The sequence below is a fragment of the Candidatus Acetatifactor stercoripullorum genome (assembly GCF_944382095.1).
Classification (GTDB): domain Bacteria; phylum Bacillota; class Clostridia; order Lachnospirales; family Lachnospiraceae; genus Acetatifactor; species Acetatifactor stercoripullorum.
Genome location: NZ_CALWMU010000025.1, coordinates 25174 through 41505, shown reverse-complemented (window position 1 = coordinate 41505; position 16332 = coordinate 25174). Strand labels below are relative to the sequence as shown.

Here is a 16332-nt window from a genome sequence, read left to right as displayed (position 1 = left end):
CCTTTATAAAAAGTTTATACTTTTGTGCTTGCTTTTTATCTCCTCTGTGTTATAGTAGATATAGAACAAACAACTTAAGGCAGAGATGAGGAGGTGTGCGTATGAATATTCAAAAGTTTACGCAAAAGTCCATGCAGGCAGTGGAAGGCTGCGAAAAGCTGGCTTATGAATATGGAAATCAGGAAATTGAACAGGAGCATCTGCTGTACAGCCTTTTGACGATAGAGGACAGCTTGATTTTAAAGCTTGTTGAGAAAATGGGAATCCAAAAGGAGCATTTTGTAAACCGGGCGGAGCAGGCCCTGGGAAAATGCGTGAAGGTACAGGGAGGCCAGGTGTACATCGGCCAGCACCTGAATAAGGCGCTGACTTATGCGGAGGATGAGGCAAAACAGCTGGGAGACGAATATGTGTCCGTGGAGCATTTATTCCTTGCCATGATCAAGAATCCCAACAAGGAGATCGCTCAGATTTTTAAGGAATATGGCATCACCAGGGAGCGTTTCCTGCAGGCGCTGTCCACGGTAAGGGGCAATCAGCGGGTTACAAGCGACAATCCGGAGGCTACCTATGACACCCTGGAGAAATATGGCCAGGATTTGGTGGAGCGGGCAAGAAATCAAAAGCTGGACCCTGTGATCGGACGAGACAGTGAAATCCGCAATGTGATTCGGATTCTTTCCAGAAAAACAAAGAACAATCCCGTTTTGATCGGTGAGCCCGGCGTGGGCAAAACCGCCGTAGTGGAGGGGCTGGCCCAGAGAATTGTGAGAGGAGACGTCCCCCAGGGGCTGAAGGATAAGAAGATTTTTGCGCTGGACATGGGAGCCCTTGTGGCGGGAGCCAAATACAGGGGCGAGTTTGAGGAACGTTTAAAGGCGGTGCTGGAGGACGTAAAAAACAGCGACGGACAGATTATTCTGTTTATCGACGAGCTTCATACCATTGTGGGTGCGGGCAAGACGGACGGCGCTCTGGATGCCGGGAATATGTTAAAGCCCATGCTGGCCAGAGGAGAGCTGCACTGTATCGGCGCCACTACTCTGGATGAGTACCGTCAGTATATTGAAAAGGATGCGGCGTTAGAGCGTCGGTTCCAGCCGGTTCAGGTGGATGAGCCCACGGTGGAGGACACCATCTCCATCCTGAGAGGCTTGAAGGAGCGTTATGAGGTTTACCACGGCGTGAAGATCATGGACAATGCCCTGGTGAGCGCCGCAGTGCTTTCCAACCGTTATATCTCGGACCGGTTCCTTCCGGACAAGGCCATCGACCTGGTGGACGAGGCCTGCGCCCTCATTAAGACGGAGCTGGACAGTATGCCCACGGAGCTTGATGAGCTCCAGAGAAAGATCATGCAGATGGAGATTGAGGAGGCGGCCCTGAAAAAGGAGGATGACCGGTTAAGTAAAGAGAGGCTTGCAAGCCTTCAGAAGGAGCTGGCTGAGTTAAAGGAGGAATTTGCAGGCCGCAAGGCCCAGTGGGACAATGAGAAGGCGTCTGTGGAGAAGCTTTCAAAGCTGCGTGAGGAGATTGATCAGGTAAACAGTGAAATCCAGATCGCACAACGAGAGGGCAACCTGGAAAAGGCTGCGGAGCTAAGCTACGGCAGGCTGCCGGCGTTAAAAAAGCAGCTGGAGCAGGAGGAGGAGAGAGTGAATTCCTCCGATCTGTCCCTGGTGCATGAAAAGGTATCTGATGAGGAGATCGCCAGAATTATCTCCCGGTGGACGGGCATCCCTGTGGCAAAGCTGACGGAGAGCGAGCGGAACAAGACGCTGCATCTGGACGAGGAGCTGCACAAGAGAGTGATCGGGCAGGACGAGGGCGTCACCAAGGTGACGGAAGCCATCATCCGCTCCAAGGCGGGGATTAAGGACCCTACAAAGCCCATAGGCTCCTTCCTGTTTTTAGGGCCCACCGGCGTGGGCAAGACGGAGCTTGCCAAGGCACTGGCTGCGGCGCTGTTTGACGACGAAAACAATATGGTGCGTATCGATATGAGCGAGTATATGGAGAAATACTCCGTATCCCGCCTGATCGGAGCCCCTCCCGGATATGTGGGATATGAGGAGGGCGGACAGCTGACTGAGGCAGTCCGCAGAAAGCCTTACAGCGTGGTACTGTTCGATGAGATCGAGAAGGCTCATCCCGACGTGTTCAATGTGCTTTTGCAGGTGCTGGATGACGGGCGTATCACGGACTCCCAGGGAAGAACCGTGGACTTCAAGAATACGATCCTGATTATGACCTCCAATATCGGGGCAAGCTACCTGTTAGAGGGCATTCACCCGGATGGAAGCATTCAGCCGGAGGCGGAGAGCATGGTGATGAACGATCTGCGGGCTCATTTCAGACCGGAATTTTTGAACCGTCTGGACGAGATTATCCTCTTTAAGCCGCTGACAAAGGAAAATATAGAGGGAATCGTTCATTTGATCATTGCCGACCTGAACAAGCGTCTGGCAGACCGTGATCTTAAGATAGAGCTCACAAAGGAAGCCCTTTCCTTTGTGGTGGATAACGCCTATGACCCGGTTTACGGCGCAAGGCCCCTGAAGCGTTATATCCAGAAGCATGTGGAAACGCTGGCGGCAAAGCTGATTCTGGGAGACCAGGTATCCTCCGGAGACACCATTCTGATCACCCTGGAGGACGGAGCCTTGAGCGCAGCTGTGAAGAAGCAATAAAAGAGATTTGGATGCAGGCAAAAAAATCCTCCCTGTTTTGTGCGACAGGGAGGTATTTTTTGCGCAGAATTTTCTTGTAAAAGTGAAAGCTTTTTGTTAATATAAACTTAAAAACAGGTAATAAACTTAAAATATTCGACTAAAATTACTTAAAAGCCATACCGGAGAAAGGAGAGGGGCATGAATCTGCAGTATTTGGAGGAGGAACGAATTTTTCGCCTGGACACGCCGGGCACATCCTATCTGATCGGCATTGTGGGAGAAGAGGGGTTTTTAGGCCATATTTATTACGGAGGGAGGCTGGCGGATTTAAGCGGAATCAAAACGCTGCTTCGGACCGAGGAAGCGCCCTATACTCCGGATACAAATGACAGGGAGCGGATTTCCTTTCTGGACAGCTTTCCTATGGAGTATTCCTTCCACGGTGTGGGAGATTACAGAGAAAGCTGCGTGCGGGTGAGAAACGCTTTAGGAGCTGGCGCAGTCTGCCTGACCTATGTAAAGCATGAGATTTTCCGGGGGAAGGAAAAGCTTCCCGGGCTGCCCGCTGTCTTTGGCGGCCAGGACGATGTGATGAGTCTTGCAATCACCTGCGAGGACAAGGCGCTGGGGCTTGGGGCAGTGTTAAAATACAGTGTGTTTGCGGATACGGACGCCATTGCAAAAAGCGTCTGCTTTACCAATCTGGGGGAAAAGCCCCTTTATCTGGAAAAGGCGTTGAGCGGCTGCCTGGATATGGACAACAGAGAATTTGACGTGCTGACCCTTCACGGCTCCTGGGGAAGAGAGCGGCATATGGAGCGTAAAAAGCTGGGACATGGGAAATTTAAGGTCTCCTCCCTAAGAGACGGCAACTGTCATCAGGAGCATCCCTTTCTTGCGCTTTTGTCCCCCGGAGCAGACCAGGATGCGGGGGAGGTGTACGGCTTTCATTTTGTCTATTCCGGGAATTTCATGGCCCAGGCCGAGGTAAACCAGTTTGACAGCGTGAGAGTGGTTATGGGAATTGAGCCGGAGGATTTTTGCTGGAAGCTGGAGCCGGGAGAAAGCTTTCAGACCCCGGAGATGATCACGGTGTATTCGGAAAAGGGACTTTCCGGCATGACAAAAAGCCTTCACACACTTTACAGAAAGCACCTGATCCGAAGCCCTTATCTGCATAAAAGACGGCCCATACTGATCAATAACTGGGAGGGCACCTACTTTGATTTCAATGAAGAAAAGCTGATTGAGATTGCCAGACAAAGCGCGGCCTTGGGGATCGAAATGCTGGTGATGGACGACGGCTGGTTCGGGGATCGGTGCGACGACAGCCGCTCCTTAGGGGACTGGCAGGTGAATCAGGAGAAGCTAAAGGGGGGACTGCCCTATCTGGTGGAGCAGGTAAAGGCTCTTGGAATGCAGTTTGGCATCTGGTTTGAGCCGGAAATGATCTCCCCGGATTCCAGGCTTTACAGGGAGCATCCGGACTGGGCCATCGCCATTCCGGGAAGAAGGCCGGGAATGGCCAGAAACCAATATGTGCTGGATTTAAGCCGGAAAGAGGTCAGAGATCACATTATGGAGGAAATGTTTGACATTCTCCACAGTGCGGACATTGCCTATGTAAAATGGGATATGAACAGACCCCTGACAGACCTTCACAGCGCGGCGCTTGCGCCGGACAGACAGGGAGAGCTGGCCCACCGCTTTGTGCTGGGAATGTATGAAATGCAGGAGAGGCTGCTTGCGGAATTCCCCGGGCTTTTGCTGGAAAACTGCAGCAGCGGGGGCGGACGCTTTGATCCGGGAATGCTGTATTACAGTCCCCAGATCTGGTGCTCGGACGATACGGACGCCGTGGAGAGACTTGCCATACAGGAGAGCACGGCCATGCTGTATCCTTTGTCCACCATTGGGGCTCATGTGAGTGTGTGTCCCAATCATGCGGTGGGACGAAATACGCCCCTTGAGACCAGAGGGTTTGTGGCTCTTGCGGGCACCTTCGGCTATGAGCTGGATATCACAAAGCTGACGGAGGAGGAAAAGGAGCTGGTTTCAAGACAGACCAGGCTGTATGGAAGCCTTTGTGAGCTGATCAGAGAGGGTGATTATTACAGGCTTGCCTCCTATCAGGAAAATCATTCCTATGACTGTTTCCAGGTAAACGCTGCAGACGGCGGACAGGCGCTTGTTTTCTATACCCAGGTGCTCAACGAGACAAACCGCAAAGCCAGGTTTATCCCTTTAAGGGGGCTTTTGGAGGAGGCCCGGTATGCCTTGTACCAGGCGGACATTAAGACGGAGGAGCTTTTTGTTTACACAAACAGGATATTTTCAGGAAGCGTGCTTATGAAGGCCGGGCTTCCTGTGGAGAGAATGTGGGGGGATTTTCAGGGGAGGCTTTTGTATCTGAAAAAAATCTAAGGGAAGAAAACAGAGGAAGGAAAGCAGGAAAACAAGACGGATATGGGAAAAATTGTGAGAATGGCTGATATTGCAGCAAGGCTTGGGGTCAGCACCGTGACCGTGTCAAAGGCTCTCGGGGATCAGAAGGGGGTCAGCGAGGAGCTCAGGGAGCGAATCAAGCAGATGGCCGGGGAAATGGGGTATAAGGCTCCCTCCGCAAACAGGAGCGAAGAAAAAAAGAGCTATAATATCGGAGTGCTGGTGGCGGAAATCTATATTGAAAAATATGCTACCTTCTATTGGGAGCTTTATCAGAAAATCACAACCGCTGCGGTGAAGGAGGACTGCTTTGTGCTGCTGGAGGTTCTGGAATCGGCGGCGGAGAAGGAGCTGCAGGATATTAAACTGATCCGGGAAAATAAGATCGACGGTCTGATTGTGCTGGGAAGCGTCAGTACCGAATACCTGGAGCAGCTGTGCAGGGGAAACGATCTTCCTATTGTGTGCATGGATTTTTATGACAACAAGGTTAAGGTGGACTGTGTGATTTCCAACAGCTTTTATGGCGCTTATCAGCTTACCAACTATTTGTTTGACAAAGGACATCAAAAGATTGCCTTTGTGGGAACGCTGCTTGCCACCGACAGCATTACGGACCGCTACCTGGGCTATCAGAAGTCGCTTATGGAGCATGGAGTGGCGGTGGAAAAAAAATGGGTTATCCCTGACCGGGATGAGAGCAGAAAGTGCTTTGATCATATTACCTTTCCCCGGGAAATGCCCACAGCCTTTGTATGTAACTGTGACCTGACGGCCAGCAAGGTGGTCAAAGGCCTTCAGGAGAGGGGCCTTTGTGTGCCGGGCGACGTTTCTGTGGTGGGATATGACGATTATCTTTATCCGGGCCTGTGCGATGTGGAGCTGACCACCTATTCCGTCAATATGGAGAAAATGGCGGAAACAGGTGTGGAAATTCTAAGAAGCCGGCTGGGCGGGGATCTGGGGCAGATAGGCATTCATGTGATAGAAGGAGGCCTTGTGGAGCGTGACAGCGTTTCACCTATAATATAAAGAACCCTTACGATAGGCGGCGGGCGTTATGCCCGCCGCTTTTTTAAAGTGGCGGATAAAATGATTTACATTTTCATATCCGATGGAAGAAGCAATCTCATGGATTTTTAAATTGCTGTTTTCAAGAAGCTCCCTGGCGGCGGCAATACGGGTTTTGTGGAGATATTGCATGGGAGAAATGCCATAGTGCTCCTTAAATTCCCGGCAGATCCGGTAGCGGCTCACCTGACTGCGCATCTCCAGCTGCTGCAAAGTAAGATCAGTGTAATAGCTTTTATCCAGCAGCTCCTTTATCTCAGTGAGATAGCCTGGAATTTTCTTTGCACAGGGGGCTTTTTGAAACAGCATTTGGGTTAGAAGCTCTGTAAGCAGCAGGTTTGCCTGAAAGGAATCCACCGGCTGCTGCCGGATCAGCGCGCGGTAGCCGGGCAACAGAGAAACGGGGGAGGGAGGTTCAAAAAAGAGAGAATCGGACAGCAGAGTACGGCAGTAGCAGCCGGCGCTGCAGCCGTCAAAAAGAAGCAGCTTAAATCCGCCGAAGTCCTTTATGGAAAGGGTATGGGGCACTCTGCCGTCTATCAGGAGAAACTGTCCTTGATTTAACAGCAGGGAGCTTTCCGACGCAGAAAGCGGGGTATACCGCACGCTTCCCCGTGTGGAATGGAGAATCCCATAGGTGGGAAACAGGTTTGAAGAAAGCGTAAGGGAAGCGCCTGCACTGCAGTGGAGGACGCCCAGTCTGCACAGCAGATGCCGCAGAGCAGCTTCTTCATTTTGAATCTCATAGAATTGAAGGGGACTGGCGTCCTGGGAGGGAGTTCTCAGGGTATATACGGGAAATGAATTCATATGCCGTTCCTCGCTTTCCGCAGATTGCTTAAATAAAATTAAATTAATAATTGTAATAGAAAAGCAATAATTGTATAATTGATTTAAAAAGGTAATAGGCAAGAAAATATATAAGGTAACAATTAACCTAATAATTAACATTATAATGCTTAAAAAAGAAAAAATACACCGTGATAATAGCTAAAATCACCGTGATATAATTGTATAAATAGACGAAATGGACAAAGAAATCAATAATAAGATATAAAAAGCAATTAATGTAGATGACTAATAATAAATTTAATGTAAAATAAATTTAAGTTAACAAGTAGTTAACAAAAATTAAAGGAGGGTTATATTATGAAACTGAAAAAGGTTATGGCATTGTCTCTGGCAGCGGCGCTTACCTGTTCTCTGGCAGGCTGCGGCAATGAAACCGCACAGACAGCGCAGAGCAGTACCACTGCTGACAGTCAAGAGAGCACGGAAACGCAAAGCGGCGGGGAGGACGTTTTGGAAGAGGAGCTGGGCTATGCGGATATCGTACTGGGAGAGACCTATGCGGACTTGACGGCGTCCATAAAGGTAATGTCTCACAGGACAGACCTGGCGGATACCAAATTCCCTGAGTATATTGCAGCGTTCAATGAAATGTATCCTAATATTACGGTAGAATATGAAACCATCACTGATTATGCAGAGCAGGCGCTGCTTCGTATTGAACAGTCTGACTGGGATATTATGATGATTCCTGCAGTGGACAAAAAGGATCTTGGCACTTATTTCGTACCCTATGGCGATCTGGAAACTGTCAGTGAACAGGTACGGTTTGCAAACACCTGGGTGTTTGACGATCTGGTGTATGGAATTCCTTCCACCGGAAATGCCCAGGGCATCGTATATAATAAGCAGGTATTTGCAGATGCAGGAATTACGCAGCTGCCCACTACGCCCGACGAATTCATGTCTGCACTGCAGGCCATCAAGGAGAGCAATCCCGATGTGATTCCTCTGTATACCAACTATGCGGCTGAGTGGACCATGGGAGCATGGGACGCCTATATTGGAGGCTCCGCAACAGGAAGCGCAGCCTTTATGAATCAGGAGCTGATTCACAGCGCTTCACCTTTTTCTGACAGAGGCGATGGCACAGGCCCCTATGCGGTGTATAAGCTTCTTTATGATGCGGTTGCCCTGGGATATACCGAGGAGGATTACACCACTACGGACTGGGAGGGCTGCAAGGGCATGATCAACAACGGAGAGATCGGCTGTATGGTGCTTGGCTCCTGGGCCTACTCTCAGATGGTGGAGGCAGGACCCAACGGCGATGATATTGGCTATATGTCCTTCCCCATTACCGTGGACGGAAAGCAGTATGCTTCCGCAGGACCGGATTACAGCTACGGCATTAACGTACAGTCCTCTGATGACAACAAAAAGGCTGCCATGGTTTACGTGAAATGGCTCACCAATCTTTCCAATTTCTCTTATTCCGAGGGCGGCATTCCCATCGACGTAAACGGGGCTTATCCCGATTTGTATTCCGCTTTTGACGGTATAGAATTTGTGGCGGATGAAGCGGCTCTTCCGGGAGAGGAGACCTATCTGAACGATCTGAATACACAGTCCGAGCTGATGATCAACGCCGGTGGAAACAGGAAGATCATGGAGATCGTAGAGCATGCGGCCCAGGGCGATATGAGCTATGACGAGATCATGGAATCCTGGAACCAGGCATGGAGCGACGCACAGACTACACTGGGAATCGAAGCGCAGTAAGCAAAAAAGTGCGGGGGCAATGCCCCCGCATTGTGCCAAGGGCCTCAAAAGGGACAGAAAGGGCGTAAGGATATGAAAACAGGTTTTGATTTTGCAAGGTGGTTTAAGGGAAGAAAGGTGCAGAGATTTCTGGTGATTTTCACATTTATGGCGGTGCCGCTTTTACTGCTTTTTGTGTTCACCTACCTTCCCTTCGGGGAAATGGTGAATTTCAGCTTTTATAACATGAGATATACCGGAACGAGAACCTGGGTGGGACTTCAGAATTACATAGACGTTTTCCGGAGAGACGACTGCTTTGGGGCGCTGAAGCTGAGCTTTTATTATATGGCAGGAGCGGTGGTGCAGCTTATGCTTGCGTTGTACTTTGCAACGCTTCTAAGCTTCCGGGTGAGGGGCGGCAGCTTTTTTAAGGGAGCCATTTTCTTCCCCTATCTGATCAACGGCATTGCCATAGGCTTCATCTTCAAGTTTTTCTACACCAGGGGCTTTGTGCTTGATACGGTGCTTGGGTGGTGCGGCTTTGAATTGGATCAGCTTCCTTTTTGGCTGAGGGACACCAATATCAATAATATATCCCTTGTGGCCACCAGTGTGTGGCGCTATATGGGACAGAACATGGTGCTTTTTATTGGAGCCATCATGTCTGTGGACGGCGAGCTTTATGAGGCGTCAAGGCTGGACGGTGCAAACCGGTTCCAGCAGTTTATCCATATTATTCTTCCCAATATCAGAACCATTGTCATGCTGAATCTGATCCTGTCCATTACCGGTTCCTTAAGCGCTTTTGAACCGGCCTACGTGATCACCAGCGGCGCCAACGGGACAGCCACCTACTTTGTGCTGATGGATGAGCTGGCTCATGTGACCCAGAAGGTAGGTCTGGCAAGCGCCATGGCTGTGGTGCTGCTTGGCATGATACTGCTTGCAACCCTTCTGCAGAAGCTGTTCTTTAAATATGTGTTCAGAAGCGCAGAGGATGAGGATAAGGGCGCCGGGGCAAGAAGGGAGAGAAGGCTTGCCCGCTATGCAAGGCGGCATAAGACGGGGAAAGGAGAGTTAAGACCATGAAGGTATTCCTGTTTGTAAAAAAAGCTGCTGCAAAAATATTGATTTATGCCAGCCTGCTCCTTGCCGCCTTTATCGCGCTGGTTCCGGTAGCCAGCTGCGTCATCACAGCCTTTAAGCCGGATGAGGAGTATGCGGCCACCAATGTGATGGAGCTTCCTGCGGTGTGGAAAAGCTTTTCCCCAAGCCTTGCATGGATAAAAGAGGCTTTCGCCAACTTTATCACAGCCTGGCAGAGGGCGGATATGCTGCTGGCCTTCCGCAATACGGCTATTATTCTGTTTTTTGTGCTTTTGGGCTCCATTATGACAGGCTCTATGCTGGCCTATGTGCTCAGCCGTTTTAAGTTTCCGGGAAACGGACTGATCCGCAGCCTGTTTCTATTTGCCAGCCTTCTGCCCGGTATTGCCATGCAGGTTTCGCTCTACCGCATTATGTACGAGCTGGATTTTATCAATACCCTTTACGGCTATATTATCATGCAGATGGGCACGGACGTTATATCCATCTACATCTTTATCCAGTTTTTTGAAAATATCTCAACCTCTCTGGACGAATCCGCCATTATGGACGGCTGCACCTATTTCGGCGTTTTCTTTCGGATATTATTCCCTTTGTTAAAGCCGGCCATTGTGACCGTGCTGATTTTAAAGGGGGTGGGCACCTACAATGAGTATTATGCAGCCAGCCTGTATCTGCAGGATAAGACAAAATATATCACAGTTGCCACCTGTCTGTACAAATTTACGGGGCCTCTGGGAAATCAGTATAATCTGATCTGCGCTGGACTTTTGATTACGCTGCTTCCGGCCCTGGTGATTTTTATTCTGTGTCAGAAGCAGATTTACGGAGGGCTTACCCTGGGAGCTGTGAAGGGCTGAAACAAAAGGAGGCAGAAAGTGTGAGGAAGCCGGAAGAGCACAACAGAATCAGCAGGCAGATGAAAACGGAGATGAAAAGACATCTGGAGGAAAAGCTGCTTCCCTTCTGGAAGGGACTCATTGACCGTGAAAATGGAGGATACTTCGGATATATGGACGGGCAGCTTCAGATTCATAAAGAGGCGGTGAAGGGCTGTATCTTAAACAGCAGAATACTGTGGTTTTTTTCAAACGCTTATCTTTGCCTGGGAGACAGGGAATTGGAGGAGTATGCGGCGTGGGCCTATGTTTTTCTGCGAGATTGCTTTTATGACAAGGAAAAAGGGGGGCTGTTTTGGTCCGTAACCTGTGAGGGCAGGGTGGAGGATGACGGAAAGCATACCTACAATCAGGCGTTCGGGGTGTACGCCCTCGCAGCCTATTACAGAGCCTTTGGAGAAGAGGAGGCGCTTTTGCTGGCCGGAAAGCTGGTACAGGTGATAGAGGAAAAATGCTTTGACCGGTACGGCTATAAAGAGGCCCAGACACGGGACTTTGGGCCTGCGGACAATGAAAAGCTGTCGGAAAACGGCGTGCTGGCGGACAGAACCATGAATACCCTTCTGCATGTGCTGGAGGCCTATACGGAATATTACAGAATTACAAGGGATTTGGCCGTGGGAGAAAAGCTTCGGTATATGCTGGGCCTGATAGAGGGGAAAATTTACAATTCAAAGCTTCGGCGCCAGGAGGTTTTTTTTGACAACGAGATGCACAGTCTCATTGATCTGCATTCCTATGGCCATGATATTGAGACGGCATGGCTTGTGGACCGATGTGTGGAGATTTTGGGGGATGCGGACTGGGCCGGAAAAATGAGCCCTGTAACTGCAGCCTTGGAGGATCAGGTATATAAAGAGGCTTACAGGAGCCATTCCCTGGCCAATGAGTGCGAGAAGGGTGTGGTAGACGAAAGGCGTATCTGGTGGGTACAGGCAGAGGGCGTGACGGGCTTTTACAACGCCTGGCAGAAAACGAAAGAAGGCCGGTATCTGGAGGCTTCCGCAGATGTCTGGGGCTTTATCAGGGAGCATATTGTGGATAAAAGGCCCGGTGGGGAATGGTTCTGGTATACGGATGAAGCAGGCCGGCCGGCGGTGGAGGCCCCGGAGGTGGAGCCCTGGAAATGTCCCTATCACAATGGGAGAATGTGTATGGAAATCATGATGAGAGGAGAAGGAAGCGATGCTCCATGAAAATTATTACAGAGAGCTTGCAAGGCAGGAAGCCCTGATTGCCAGAAAAAATAAGGTTGATGAAAGCTTTTATAACGGCGTTTATGAGCGGTATGTGTATCCGGTGCTGACCAGAGAGCATGCGCCCCTTTTCTGGAGATATGATCTCAATCCGCAGACCAATCCTTATTTTCAGGAGCGGCTGGGGATCAATGCGGTGATGAATGCGGGGGCCGTTCGTTTAAACGGCCGTTTTTATCTGGTGGCCAGAGTGGAGGGGAATGACAGAAAATCCTTTTTTGCGGTGGCGGAAAGCGAGAGCGGTGTGGATGGCTTCCGCTTCTGGGATTATCCTGTGAGGCTGCCGGATACCTGCCCGGAGGAGACTAATGTATATGATATGCGTTTGACAAAGCATGAGGACGGCTATATTTATGGGGTTTTCTGCTCGGAAAGCAAGGATACTGCATCCTCCGATCTGTCGGCGGCGGTGGCATCGGCGGGTATTGTGCGCACAAAGGATCTTAAGAAATGGGAGAGGCTGCCAAATTTAAAGACGCTGCGTTCCCCGCAGCAGAGAAACGTGGTGCTGCATCCGGAATTTGTAAAGGGAAAATATGCCTTTTATACCAGACCCATGGACGGTTTTATCGAGACGGGGTCAGGGGGCGGCATTGGCTTTGGGCTGTGTGATGACATCGAAAATCCGGTGATAGATGAAGAGGTTATCCTGAGCAGGAGAAGGTATCATACCATAACAGAGGCAAAAAACGGCGCAGGAGCGGTTCCCATCAAAACGAAAAAGGGCTGGATTCATATTGCCCACGGTGTGCGAAGTACGGCGGCGGGGCTGCGTTATGTGCTCTATGCCTTTGCAACGGCCTTGGAGGATCCCTCCAGAATCATTGCAGAGCCTGGCGGAATGCTTATGGGGCCCAGAGGGGCGGAACGGGCAGGGGATGTGTCCAACGTAGTGTTTACCAACGGAGCCATAACAGGAGAAGACGGGAAGATTTATCTTTATTATGCTTCTTCTGATACAAGACTGCATGTGGCCGTCACCACGGTGGAGCGGCTTTCGGACTATGTGTTCCACACCCCCAAGGACCCGTTAAGAAGTTCCGGCTGCGTATCCCAAAGGTGTGAGCTGATTGACCGGAATCTGGAAATTTTAAAAAAAGAACAGGAATGGAAAGAAGTATGAGCAAATATAAAATCTTAGGCCAGCCAGTGCCAAACGTACCCTGGCAGGAAGGGCCGGATTGCTTTTTTGGAGCGCCGGTGTGGAGATACAGCGAAAATCCCATTATCGGAAGAAATCCGGTGAAAAATGTGGCAAGAATTTTCAACAGCGCGGTAATGCCCTATGAAGATGGGTTTATCGGTGTTTTCAGAGGGGAGCAGACCAACGGCATTCCCTATATTTATCTTGGAAGAAGCGGGGATGGCATACATTGGGATTTTGAGGAGAATAAAATCTCTTTTACGGATGAGGAGGGAAAGCCCTTTATGCCCGCATATGCCTATGATCCCAGGCTTGTGAAGGTGGAGGATGTCTATTACATTATCTGGTGTCAGGATTTTTACGGAGCGGCCATCGGCATGGCGAAAACCACGGACTTTCAGACCTTTACCAGAGTGGAAAATCCCTTTCTGCCCTTCAACCGCAATGCGGTGCTGTTTCCACGGAAAATAGGGGGACGCTTTTGTATGCTCAGTCGTCCCTCGGACAGCGGTCATACCCCTTTTGGGGATATTTTCTTAAGCGAAAGCCCGGATTTGGTTTACTGGGGAAAGCACAGACATGTGATGGGGAAGGGAAAGGAATGGTGGGAATCCTTAAAGATCGGCGGCGGAGCCGCTCCCATTGAGACAAGCGAGGGCTGGCTTTTGTTTTACCATGGAGTCAGCGGTACCTGCAACGGCTATGTGTACAGCATCGGGGGCGCAATCCTGGATATAGACCAGCCCTCTGTGGTGAAGTATCGGTGTGAAAATTTTCTGCTGACGCCGGAGGAGTGGTATGAGGAGAGGGGCTTTGTACCCAATGTATGCTTTCCCTGTGCCACCATACAGGACGCGGACAGCGGAAGGATCGCCATTTATTACGGTGCGGCGGACAGCTATGTGGGCCTTGCCTTTACAAAGCTGGATGATATTATGGATTATATTATGGAGCACAGTGTGGTCACACCGGACGACAGAGAGCCCGGCAGGCGGTAGCCAATGGCAGAGGAGAAAAAGGAGGGCAGCTTGAAGGCGGAAGAACTTTTAAAGCGTTATTGCAGGGATGGGGAAGCTGTGGTGCTTCCTGGAAATCCTCTGCTTTCCTTTCAGGGAAGAATAGACTGGGGAAAGGAGGAGGGCCCCTTGTGGACTTATCCGGCCACCAGCGTAACGATGAGATTTCGGGGAAGAAAGCTTTGTGCTGTGGTCACCAATCTCCACAGCTACTGGGACAATTATCTGGGCTTTATCGTAGACGGAAAGGAAGGGAAGGTGCCTCTTGCGAAGGAGGGGGTCTCCTGCATTCCACTGATAGAGGAGAATGAGGAGGGGGAGCATGTGCTTTGTCTTTTCAAGAGACAGGACGCCTGCCACAGGATACTGCTCCATGGCTTCCTTGTGGACGGCGGCTTCCGGCTTCTTGACCCGCCTCCTTCTCCGGAACGGAAAATAGAGGTGTATGGGGATTCGGTGTCGGCGGGGGAGGTGTCGGAGGCTTTGGACTGCTGCGGACTGCCTGACCCGCCCCATCAGGGGGAGCTTTCCAACAGCTATGCTTCCTATGCCTGGATTCTTGCCCGCAGCTTAAATGCCTGCATTCACGACATTGCCCAGGGCGGCGCGGGCCTGCTGGATGGAACCGGCTTTTTTTTGGCGGACCGGCTGCGGGGAATGGAAAGCATTTACGACAAGGCTGATTATTCTCCAGAACCATGGCAGACCGCAGACTGGGACTTTACCCGGTATACGCCGGATGTGGTGATTGTGGCTCTTGGACAAAATGACTCTCATCCGCTGGATTATATGGCCCAGGACTATGAGGGGGAGGCAGCTGTCCGATGGAGAAGGGCTTATAGAGCTTTTTTGGAAAGGCTTCGCAGCATTTATCCAAAGGCCGTTATCATCTGCGCCACCACTATACTGGAGCATGATGAAAGCTGGGACAGAGCCATCGGAGAGGTCTGTGAAGGGCTTGGGGATAGGCGGGTGTTTCATTTTCTGTATCAGGAAAATGGAAAGGGCACCAAGGGCCATGTGCGAAGGCCGGAGGCGGAGAAGATGGCCCGGGAGCTGGCATCCTTTATTACTTCACTGGAGGGATTTGAAAAATGGAAAGCTTGATTTACGAAGGAAGCCTTGTGCGGCTGCATGAGGCAATGGAAAAGGCTGCCCATGGGGAAAGAACCGTCATAGGATACATCGGCGGTTCCATTACCATGGGCAGCCTTTCCTCCACACCAAAGACCTGTTACGCGTATTTATCCTTTCGATGGTGGCAGCAGCACTTTCCCGGGACGGAGCTTGTCTATGTGAACGCAGGCATCGGGGGAACCTCCTCTCATTTTGGAGCGGCCAGAGTGCGGGAGGACCTGCTTTTGGCACAGCCGGATGTGGTGTTTGTGGAATTTAGCGTAAACGACGAAAATACGGCCCATTTTCAGGAAACCTATGAAGGCCTTGTGCGGCAGATACTTTACAGCGCCTGGAATCCGGCGGTGGTTCTGCTTCACAATGTCTGTTATAAGGATAAAACAAGCGCCCTGGAAATCCATTCCCAGATCGGAAAATATTATGATATTCCTTGCATCAGCTTTGGGAAGGGTGTATATTCTTTGATAGAAAAAGGACAGCTGTCAGAGGGGGATATCACCCCGGACGGCCTGCACCCCAATGACAGGGGGCACAGACTGCTTGCGGATATGGTGTGTGAGTTTTTGGAGAAGGCTTACAGACAAAAGCGTAAGGCTTCACTTACGAAAAATCGGTATGAGCGGATGGCCAGACTGCAAAGCAGGGATACTGTTCCCATCAGGATGGAGGGCTTTTTGGCAGACGGCAGGAAAAGCGGGCTGATCACAGAGGTTTTTCAGGGAGGCTGGCAGGCCTGGGAAAAGGGAGCTGAAATCTGCTTTCAGGTGGAATGCGTCTGCCTTGGAGTGCAGTATCGAAAGACTATACAGCGTCCTGCGCTCAAGGCGGCGGCCGTGGTGGATGGAAGAGAAGAGGAAGCTGTGATATTGGATGGAGCCTTTGAAGAGGACTGGGGGGACTGTCTGTATCTTCAAAGTCTGGTTGAGGGAGAGAAAAAAGAGGTTCATACCCTTAAGATCACGGTTCTGGAGGCCCCCAAAGAGGCTCCATTGCCTTTTTATCTGGTTTCTCTTCTGGCGGCCTTATAGACTG

12 protein-coding genes are annotated in these 16332 nt (G+C 50.6%); 11 read left to right on the top strand and 1 reads right to left on the bottom strand.

All coding sequences use genetic code 11. From position 1 onward, the window contains the following. Positions 1-101 precede the first annotated feature (101 nt). The 3 genes from clpB (at position 102) to SHK35_RS08875 (ending at position 6149) form a co-directional block, all read left to right on the top strand. Positions 102-2690, top strand: coding sequence for an ATP-dependent chaperone ClpB (gene clpB, locus SHK35_RS08885; RefSeq protein ID WP_318709506.1), 2589 nt, complete (start codon positions 102-104; stop codon positions 2688-2690). A 180-nt stretch (positions 2691-2870) separates the two neighbouring features. Then, entirely contained in the window at positions 2871-5096 is a 2226-nt protein-coding gene (locus SHK35_RS08880; protein ID WP_318709505.1) for an alpha-galactosidase, read from the top strand. Positions 5097-5138: 42 nt separating this feature from the next. Beyond that, on the top strand, positions 5139-6149 hold the full coding sequence (locus SHK35_RS08875) for a LacI family DNA-binding transcriptional regulator (protein WP_318702921.1): 1011 nt from the start codon (positions 5139-5141) through the stop codon (positions 6147-6149). On the opposite strand, the gene SHK35_RS08870 is transcribed toward SHK35_RS08875, so the two are convergent. Beyond that, complete coding sequence (locus SHK35_RS08870) at positions 6135-6998, bottom strand: helix-turn-helix transcriptional regulator (RefSeq protein WP_318709504.1); 864 nt, start codon at positions 6996-6998, stop codon at positions 6135-6137. The two genes, SHK35_RS08875 and SHK35_RS08870, sit on opposite strands and share 15 nt — an antisense overlap. Positions 6999-7337: 339 nt before the next feature. Here SHK35_RS08870 and SHK35_RS08865 point away from each other — a divergent pair, with 339 nt between their 5' ends. The 8 genes from SHK35_RS08865 to SHK35_RS08830 all read left to right on the top strand — a co-directional run bounded on the left by SHK35_RS08865 (position 7338) and on the right by SHK35_RS08830 (position 16328). Then, positions 7338-8759, top strand: a complete 1422-nt coding sequence (locus tag SHK35_RS08865; protein WP_318709503.1) for an ABC transporter substrate-binding protein — start codon at positions 7338-7340, stop codon at positions 8757-8759. A 72-nt stretch (positions 8760-8831) separates the two neighbouring features. Beyond that, a complete protein-coding gene (locus SHK35_RS08860; RefSeq protein WP_318702924.1) occupies positions 8832-9830 on the top strand; it encodes a carbohydrate ABC transporter permease in 999 nt (332 codons plus the stop codon). After that, complete coding sequence (locus SHK35_RS08855) at positions 9827-10708, top strand: carbohydrate ABC transporter permease (RefSeq protein WP_318709502.1); 882 nt, start codon at positions 9827-9829, stop codon at positions 10706-10708. The genes SHK35_RS08860 and SHK35_RS08855 overlap by 4 nt, the downstream gene beginning before the upstream one ends. 20 nt (positions 10709-10728) lie before the next feature. After that, the gene (locus SHK35_RS08850) at positions 10729-11943 is read left to right on the top strand and encodes an AGE family epimerase/isomerase (protein ID WP_330638222.1); all 1215 of its coding nucleotides are present in this window, start codon (positions 10729-10731) and stop codon (positions 11941-11943) included. Then, positions 11933-13126, top strand: a complete 1194-nt coding sequence (locus SHK35_RS08845; RefSeq protein ID WP_318702927.1) for a glycoside hydrolase family 130 protein — start codon at positions 11933-11935, stop codon at positions 13124-13126. Before SHK35_RS08850 ends, SHK35_RS08845 begins: the two co-directional genes overlap by 11 nt. Further along, positions 13123-14145, top strand: a complete 1023-nt coding sequence (locus tag SHK35_RS08840) for a glycoside hydrolase family 130 protein (RefSeq protein ID WP_318709501.1) — start codon at positions 13123-13125, stop codon at positions 14143-14145. The genes SHK35_RS08845 and SHK35_RS08840 overlap by 4 nt, the downstream gene beginning before the upstream one ends. Positions 14146-14148: 3 nt before the next feature. After that, complete coding sequence (locus tag SHK35_RS08835; RefSeq protein WP_318709500.1) at positions 14149-15270, top strand: GDSL-type esterase/lipase family protein; 1122 nt, start codon at positions 14149-14151, stop codon at positions 15268-15270. Then, positions 15258-16328, top strand: a complete 1071-nt coding sequence (locus tag SHK35_RS08830; protein WP_318709499.1) for an SGNH/GDSL hydrolase family protein — start codon at positions 15258-15260, stop codon at positions 16326-16328. Before SHK35_RS08835 ends, SHK35_RS08830 begins: the two co-directional genes overlap by 13 nt. Positions 16329-16332: the final 4 nt, after the last annotated feature.